Source organism: Paenibacillus sp. S150, assembly GCF_019352175.1.
GTDB lineage: Bacteria > Bacillota > Bacilli > Paenibacillales > Paenibacillaceae > Paenibacillus_AQ.
The window spans coordinates 22,704-30,989 of sequence record NZ_JACBYI010000061.1 but is presented as its reverse complement, the minus strand read 5'-3'; the positions used below and the strand labels follow the sequence as shown (position 1 = coordinate 30,989).

Below are 8,286 nucleotides of genomic sequence, written 5' to 3'. Positions count from 1 at the left end.
AACTGGATATGAAAGGAAATTTTCGCAGGGGGGATCCCCCCTGACCCTTGAAAACCATTCCTATCCATTGTCCCAATGGATATCCTACAACCCTTAAAGATAATTACACAAACTTCTTGACGCTACCCGTAAAGGGGCGAAACGGATGAATTAGGTATCCTTTTTCCCACTAACACTGGCGAAAAAGGGGATGTGGGGGATTTAAGTTTACTTTTTCCACTTGGGCTTACCGCCGGGTTTCAGCGAGAAGATCTGGAGGGATGGAGAAAAACTAGCTTATCCGGTTAGGGCAGGGGAACTGGCGGCCCCAGGCAGTTTAAGCCCGGATACCAAACGGCTGCGCAGTCCAGTGAAGGACAGCCTGGCCGTTTTGTTCAAAGATAAGAATTTGTATGTTTCACGCTATAAATTAGCCTTATCTTTCCCGCTGAAACGGATACCGTCCTTATAAGGACGGCGAAGCCGTTTCCACTTCTTCCCTTAACATAAGAGACGGAAAAAGCGGCTCATTTTGAAGCTCCGGATAGACTGGTTCCGCTCCAATAACGGATCTCCTGTCTGCATCATCTCTACTGTAATGAAACTGATTGCCCGGAGAAACGGGTGCCGCCTTTTTTCAGAGGGCGATAGGCGCCCCCGGCAAGCTTATCTTAAAGATCGGCGGCCCCAATAATGTACTTTGGGGTCCCTAATCATGTAAAATGTAATTATTACTGCTTATTCTGACATAGGAGGTTTACCCTATATGCCCGTACGTCAAGAATCCATGCAAATTATGAACGCTGTCCGCAATAATCTGGAATCCTGTATCCTTGGTAAATCATTTGAAATAGAGCTGCTGCTCACCGCTCTTCTTGCCGGCGGGCATGTCCTGATTGAAGATGTGCCGGGGACGGGCAAAACCCAGCTGATACGGGCGCTGTCGAGATCCATGTCCGGAGAATACCGCCGGATCCAGTGCAACCCTGATATTCTGCCAAGTGACATTACCGGTGTGTCCGTCTATCATCCCCGCGATGAAATGTTTCATTTCCGCCCGGGTCCGGTCATGACGAATATTCTGCTTGCCGACGAGATCAACCGCGCCACGACCAAGACGCAGTCCGCATTGCTTGAAGTGATGGAGGAGAGGAACGTAACTGTGGATGGGGAGACCTATCCGCTTCCGCATCCGTTCATGCTCTGTGCGACCCAGAACCCGATTGATTTCGAAGGCACCTATACGCTGCCGGAAGCCCAGCTTGACCGTTTCATGCTGCGCATCAGCCTCGGTTATCCCGATGCGGAGACCGAGAAGAATCTGCTGATGAGCCATCAGGAGGGCCAGCCGGTGGACAGGCTGACTCCGGTGACAGGCATGGAGCAGATTGCCTCCATTCAGGAGGAAATCCGCTCCGTCTATATCAGCGATCCGGTTCTGAACTATCTGCTGGATGTGGTGCGCCAGACCCGTGAGCATCCGCTGGTGCTGCTTGGGGCAAGCCCGCGGGCCTCCCTGTCCTTCATGATGGCCTGCAAGGCTTATGCGTTCCTGCAGGAACGCGATTATGTGCTGCCCGATGATGTGAAGATTCTGACCCCTTATGCCCTGGGTCACCGCATACTGCTGCGGCCGGAGTCGCGTCTGGATAACGTCAATGTGGACTCTCTGCTGCAGAAGCTCCTGCAGGCCATTCACGTGCCCGTCACGATGAGGCAATAAAGATGAAGAGCTATCTGTCTGGGGCGGCGGCGGTCATTCAGCCGGGCAAATTCGCCGGCATTCTCGCCATTTGGGGCATCACGCTGCTGTATGTGCTTTTTCAGGGCGGGAAAACCTCTTTCATGCTGTTTATTATGGTCACAGTGCTGCTGCTTTATTTAATCATCGGGGGCCTGGGCGGTGTCCGCCGGGCCAGAGGCACACGCAGCCTGTATTCTGAGCAGGACAAGCCTGATTTATTATATGCGGGCGGCTTCCTGCGGGTGAAGCTGAACATCACGATACCTGGCTTCCTGCCCTTGCCGTACGTAGTGGTCAGAGAAGTACTGAAGCGCCACAACGGGGAGTCATGGGTTTTTGAGGAGAGCCTCATCCCCAGCCTGAAGGGCCGGGGAGAGCTGCATTTTCAGACCCCCGCGCTTGAACGCGGCCATTATACCTTTGAAGGCACGGAAATCCTCGCCGAGGATATCTTTGGTCTTGTGGAGCACAAAGGAGCCTTTCTGGCCCAGGGCCAGTTCCGCGTGCTCCCGCGCTCGGTGTTCGTGCCGCGCTGGCAGCTTTATGAGCGGAGAGCCCGGCTGGCCGGTCCGCAGGCTTCACTGGTTCCCTCCCGGCGCGAGACCACGCAGATCAACGGCGTCCGCGATTATGTCTACGGTGACCGGCTGACCCGTATCCACTGGAATGCAACAGCGAAGACGGGCGACTGGAAGTCCAAGGAATTCGAGCATGAGTCCATTCCCAAAACGGTGCTGGTGCTGGACGGCAGTGCAGCAGCCTATGGCAGCTCCAGCCAATTTGAGCTTGCGGTCTCGATAACCTCCTCGTTGCTGGGCTTCGGCATCCGTGAGCGGATCGGCATCGGCCTGTGCTGCCTGGACAAGAACACCAAGGTGTTCACCCCGGCCGAGGGCGGCGCGGAGCGGCAGAAGATGATCCAATATTTGATCGATATCAATGCTGAAGGCCGCGGGCCGTTGATTTCGCGGCTGGAGAAGGCCCACCGCATGTTCCCCAAGGGCTCGTACTTTGTGCTGATCAGTCCCCAGTCGGGCCAGCCTGTATTGGATGTGCTCCGCTGGGCGGAGAGCCGGGGGATGACGCCTTCGCAGATTCATGTGCGCAATCCTGCGGCCAAGTACCGCACTCAGGATTGGATGGATGTGCTGGGTTCGCGCGGCGTTACAGGCTACAGCGTGAGTTCGCTGCAGGAGCTCCCAGCGGTGCTCGGAGGTGATAAAGTCATATGATACGCTGGTGGAACGGAATCAAATCGTCATGGCATCATTCCTTCAGCCTGCTGTGGCTGATGGTGATTGCCCTGCAGTGGATTTCCTACACGGAGCCTTTTTGGCTGGAGGAGACAACGGCCGCCGCCCTTCTCACACTGGCGGCCGCTGCAATTATTGAAATTCTTTTACCCGTCAAGGCAATCTACCGCCTGCTGCTTGAAGCTGCGGCAGCGGTATATCTAACCTACCGCATGATTCTTCATTACGGAGTCTACGTTCCCGATCCCTGGCTGCCGGAGCTGCGCGACCGGCTGCCGGATATCCTCTCGCATATGGCACCTTATATCTGGTTTGCCCTTGGGGCGCTTGCTTTGCTTCAGCTGTCCTCATGGTGGGTATCCTCGAAATCGCGCATTTTGATGTTCACCGGAATGAATATTGCGGCGTTTGCCGCACTGGACTCCTTTACTTCTTCTATATTATGGCAGGAGGTGGCCTGGACGGTCTCTGCCGGCATGGGCTGGCTGGTTACGCAGCATTTAAGAAGCTTTCAGCTGCATTACCCGCGCGGCTGGACCTACCTGTTGAAATATCCTTTTAAAATTGCAATTAATGCAGCCATTATCTTCTCCCTTGTGATTATTACCGGAGTGAATATGCCTGATGTCCGGCCCACACTGACCGACCCGTACACGGCGTGGCAGGAATGGAACGGCAACGGCGGCACCTCCAGCTCCGGCAGCTCCGGCTTGTCCGACAGCGGAGCCGGCCCGGCTTCTGCTGGAGGCACGACCTCCGGCTACAGTACGGATGACGATAATCTGGGCGGAGGCTTCAACTTCGATTATTCACCCGTAATGACGGTAACCTCAAACCTGCGCAGCTACATGCGCGGAGAGACCCGCAGCGTATATTCCGGTTCAGGCTGGAGCGATGACGACCCCTTCGCCAGAGGCTCGGTGGCAGGAGCCGAAGTGGGGCAGACGCTGGACCGCAATGCCGCATCCAAGGTGCAGACGAGGGAGCTGGAGCAGACTGTAAAGATACTGGGCGGCAATTCCTACCCGGTGCTGTTCGGAGGCTACTCCATTGCAGAGGTGAATTCAATCAATGGCGAGAACGCAAGCGGAGGCCTGTTCTGGAGAAGGGAAGGCAGCGAGCTGCTGTGGGAATCGGCAGGGAACGGCAGGGTGTACCCCCGGGAATACGTGGTGACTTCACAGGTGCCGGTGGTTCCTGTACAGGAACTCAACAATCAGACGTATGACCAGCTGTACGGCGGGACGGAGATCGACCAGCAATACCTGCAGCTGCCGAATAATTTTCCGGAGCGGGTCAGAGAGCTGGCGGAGAAGGTCACTGTCCAGGGGCAGACACCCTATGAGAAAACGGCGCTCCTGCAGCAATATCTGCAGCAGACCTTTCCGTATACCAATCAGCCTGATCTCTCGCGGCGCAAAAGCAAGGATCTGGTGGAGAGCTTCCTGTTCGAGATTATGGAAGGCTATTGCGATTACTATTCCACTGCACTTGTCACCATGGCCCGCTCCCTGGATATTCCGGCCCGCTGGGTCAAGGGCTATGCTCCGGGCGAACAGGCCCAATTGCCGGACAATTTGGCCATTCAGCAGGGCGGTGAACTGCTTAACAACAATTATACGATTACGAATGCGGATGCCCATTCGTGGGCGGAGGTCTATTTTGGGGAGTACGGCTGGATTCCGGTCGAGGCTACGCCCGGCTTCACGACTCCGCTGCTGACACAAAGCCAGGAAGACATGCCTGAAGCGACTGCCGCGCCGGAAGAAGAGGAAGCCCAGCCCGAACCGGCGGAAGTGAATAACGGAACGCAGAACCAGGGGTTTCATATGGGGATGTGGATGGTCGCAGCGGCAGTCGCTGTGCTGCTGTCCTGGATAGGGTTCCTGCTCTGGCAGCGGCGTTTCAGCCTGCGGTTCTTCCTCCAGCGGCTGCGCAACGGACAGCCGCTGTCCCCGGTTCAGAAAGTTGAGGCGGAAACGGCGCGATGGGTAAGGTATGCCCGCAGGAAGGGTATGCTGAAGGAAGAGCATGAAACGCTGCGCGAATCGGTGGACCGCTGGAGGCATGAACGCCCTGCGGCTTCCGGCAATCTCACGAAGCTGCTGCAGATGTTCGAACGGGCGAAGTACAGCCCGGAGGTTATTGAAGACAAAGACTGGCGCAGCGTGTATACTGAAGCTTTGCGGCTGCGCAAAAGCATCAAGTCCGGCAAATAAAGCGGCGGAACAGAAAAAATGCCGCTGCGCCTTCATTTGCGAAGCGCAGAGAGTATGATATAGTTTTTCGTATGAAATCGAGGTGAACGTATTGTTTGAAAGGTTAGTACCCAAACTCCGGGTGAATACGGTATTTGATATAGCTCTTGAAGAGCTGTACGCCCGCGGATACCGTGGCATCATTACGGATCTGGATAATACGCTGGTCGGCGCCAAAGCGCCTCTGGCCACTCCGGAGCTCCTGCTGTGGTTCGCCAAGGTGAAGGAGCTTGGCTTCAAGCTCATCATCGTGTCAAACAACAACATGGACCGGGTGTCGCGCTTTGCCACGCCGCTAAATATTGAGTTTGTGCATCAGGCCCGCAAGCCCAGCAATACTCCATTTCTGAAAGCAATGAAGCAGATGGAGCTGAAGCCGGAGCAGACCATCGTCGTGGGCGATCAGCTGCTCACCGATGTATACGGAGGCAACCGGCTGGGATTGTATACGGTACTCGTGCTGCCAATCTCCGTTGGGGACGAAGGGATCGGCACAAGATTCAACCGCAGGGTGGAGAGAATTGCAACGACACGGCTTCGCAAGCAAGGATTGTGGCACGAGGAGGATAACCTGAATGAATTCAATGAATGAAACGAGGCGCCCTGAGAAATGCAGCGGCTGCGGCATCAAGCTGCAGACCACGGACAAGGACCTTCCGGGCTATATTCCGGAGGCGGCATTTGAGCGGGAGCCCGTAATCTGCCAGCGCTGTTTCCGCATCAAGAACTACAATGAAGCTTCTTCCGTCTCCGTGGACCAGGATGAATTTCTGCATCTGCTGAGCGGAGTTGGAGAGAAGAATGCGCTTGTGATTCATATTGTCGATCTCTTTGACTTTGAAGGCAGCCTGATCTCCGGCCTGCAGCGGTTCGTCGGCAGCAACCCCGTCATTCTGGCGGTGAACAAAAGCGATTTGCTGCCCAAGGTGACGAACTGGAACAAGCTGCGCAACTGGATGCAGCAGCGCTGCAAGGAGCAGGGCTTGCGCACAGCTGAAATTGTGCTCTGCAGCGCCAAGCGCAGCCAGGGCTTCGACCGCCTGCTGGAAGCGGTAACTGGGCTGCGCGGCCAGCGGGACGTGTATGTTGTCGGTGCGACGAATGTCGGCAAGTCCACGCTGATCAACCGGCTGATCTCGGATTACAGCGATCTGGAGCAGGAGCTGACTACCTCGCGCTATCCGGGGACCACGCTGGATACGGTAAAGATTCCGCTGGATGACGGCCGCTATATCATCGATACGCCGGGGATTGTATACCCTTGGCGCTATAGCGAACTGGTGGAACGCAAGGATCTGGGTGCCGTCATGCCGGAAAATCCGCTGAAACCGGCGGTCTATCAGCTGAATGAGGGACAATCGCTGTTCTTCGGCGGCCTGGGCCGCTTCGATTTCGTGAAGGGCGAGCGGCAGTCCTTCACCTGCTACATCAGCGGAACGCTGAAGATTCACCGCACGAAGCTGGAACGCGCGGATTCGCTGTACCAGGAGCACCGCGGCGGACTGCTGTCTCCGCCGGTAACCGCTGACATGGACAAGCTGCCGCAGTGGCAGCGGCATGAGTTCCGCATCGGCAGGAACAGCCAGACAGATCTGTTCATCTCCGGCCTAGGCTGGATCAAGGTGAATGGAACAGGCGGAGCGGTAGTGGCTGTCCACGTTCCGCGCGGCATCAAGGTTCTGACCCGCCCATCGCTGATCTGAACCATAGGAGGGCGAATAAGCAGTGACAAGCGCAAATGGCGATTACAGGAACAAGGATATACTGCTGGGGGTAATGGGTGATCCCATCGCCCACTCCAAATCCCCGCTTATGCATGGAGCGGCGCTGCAGGCGCTGGGCATTCCGGGAGCCTATGTACCCCTGCATATTGCGCCCGGCCAGTTGGGTGAAGCCATCCGGGCTGTCCGCACTCTGGGGTTCCGCGGGGTGAACGTGACGATTCCGCATAAGGTTGCGGTGATGGAATATCTGGACAGGCTGGACGGGAGCGCGCTGGCTGTCGGCGCAGTCAATACGGTGGTCAACGACAACGGTGTGCTTACCGGCTACAATACGGACGGCATCGGCTATGTCCGCTCGCTGAAGGCGGAGGCTGCCCCTGAATTGGCCGGCACCCGCATACTGGTCGTTGGCGCCGGAGGGGCGGCAAGAGGCATTATTGCCGCCCTGCTGCTGGAGAATCCGTCGGCGGTGGTTGTTGCCAACCGGACCAGGGAGAAGGCGGAGCAGCTGGCGGCAGCCTTCGAAGCCAAAGGTGCGGTGTCCGGCATTGGAATGAATGAAATCGCGGACCGCATTGCGGATGTGGATATTGTGATCAACACCACCTCGGTTGGCATGTACCCCCGCATCGATGAAACACCGGTTGATCCGGGGCTGCTCCGGGAAGGGATGACCGTCAGCGATTTGATCTACAATCCGCTGCATACCCGGCTGCTGACGGAGAGCCGGCAGCGGGGCTGCCGGATTCACGGCGGCCTTGGCATGTTCGTCTATCAGGGGGCTTATGCGCTGGAGTATTGGACCGGACAGAGCGCTCCGGTGGATATCATGCGGCAGACGATTATCGATGCCCTTGGCGGCAGCGCCGGGTAACTCAGCGCACCGTCCGCACCGCTGCGGAGAGATTGGCGGATTAAGGGGATATATTTCTCCCGCTTCCAACTGCAGTTCATATAGTTCGTTATCGTTAGGGTAATAATATATGTTAATTAAGGAGTTTGTTCATTTATGTTAACTGGAAAACAAAAACGCTATCTCCGCTCTCTGGCGCATCATCTGGATGCCGTATTTCAAGTCGGCAAAGGCGGCGTCAACGACCATCTGATCCGGCACATCGAAGAGGCGATTGAAAAGCGTGAGCTGATGAAGATCAGCGTGCTGAACAACAATGCGGATGATCCGAAGGAAATCGGTGCCGCTCTGGCGGAGCAGTCAGGCTCCGAGCTGGTGCAGGTCATCGGCAAGACGATCATTCTGTACAAGGAATCACGCGACAACAAAACCATTGAGCTGCCCCGCTGATTCGGCCCCCGCAGCTTGCGGGAGA

7 protein-coding genes are annotated in these 8,286 nt (G+C 56.4%); all 7 read left to right on the top strand.

Going from position 1 to position 8,286, the window contains the following annotated elements:
- The first annotated feature begins 745 nt into the window (after positions 1–745).
- The 7 genes from HYD27_RS30025 to yhbY all read left to right on the top strand — a co-directional run bounded on the left by HYD27_RS30025 (position 746) and on the right by yhbY (position 8,261).
- Positions 746–1,702 carry an AAA family ATPase gene (locus HYD27_RS30025; protein WP_219221457.1) on the top strand — a complete coding sequence of 319 codons (957 nt, stop codon included), beginning with the start codon at positions 746–748 and terminating at the stop codon, positions 1,700–1,702.
- 2 nt (positions 1,703–1,704) lie between these two features.
- Complete coding sequence (locus HYD27_RS30020; protein WP_219221456.1) at positions 1,705–2,955, top strand: DUF58 domain-containing protein; 1,251 nt, start codon at positions 1,705–1,707, stop codon at positions 2,953–2,955.
- Positions 2,952–5,195 carry a DUF4129 domain-containing transglutaminase family protein gene (locus tag HYD27_RS30015; RefSeq protein WP_219221455.1) on the top strand — a complete coding sequence of 748 codons (2,244 nt, stop codon included), beginning with the start codon at positions 2,952–2,954 and terminating at the stop codon, positions 5,193–5,195. Before HYD27_RS30020 ends, HYD27_RS30015 begins: the two co-directional genes overlap by 4 nt.
- Positions 5,196–5,286: 91 nt before the next feature.
- The gene (locus HYD27_RS30010; RefSeq protein ID WP_219221454.1) at positions 5,287–5,826 is read left to right on the top strand and encodes a YqeG family HAD IIIA-type phosphatase; all 540 of its coding nucleotides are present in this window, start codon (positions 5,287–5,289) and stop codon (positions 5,824–5,826) included.
- The gene (gene yqeH / locus HYD27_RS30005) at positions 5,819–6,937 is read left to right on the top strand and encodes a ribosome biogenesis GTPase YqeH (RefSeq protein ID WP_219221458.1); all 1,119 of its coding nucleotides are present in this window, start codon (positions 5,819–5,821) and stop codon (positions 6,935–6,937) included. The genes HYD27_RS30010 and yqeH overlap by 8 nt, the downstream gene beginning before the upstream one ends.
- Positions 6,938–6,959: 22 nt before the next feature.
- The gene (aroE, locus tag HYD27_RS30000) at positions 6,960–7,832 is read left to right on the top strand and encodes a shikimate dehydrogenase (RefSeq protein ID WP_219221453.1); all 873 of its coding nucleotides are present in this window, start codon (positions 6,960–6,962) and stop codon (positions 7,830–7,832) included.
- A gap of 135 nt (positions 7,833–7,967) precedes the next feature.
- Positions 7,968–8,261 (top strand): ribosome assembly RNA-binding protein YhbY, encoded by a 294-nt coding sequence (gene yhbY, locus HYD27_RS29995; RefSeq protein ID WP_019912522.1) that lies wholly within the window; start codon positions 7,968–7,970, stop codon positions 8,259–8,261.
- The last annotated feature ends 25 nt before the right edge of the window (positions 8,262–8,286 follow it).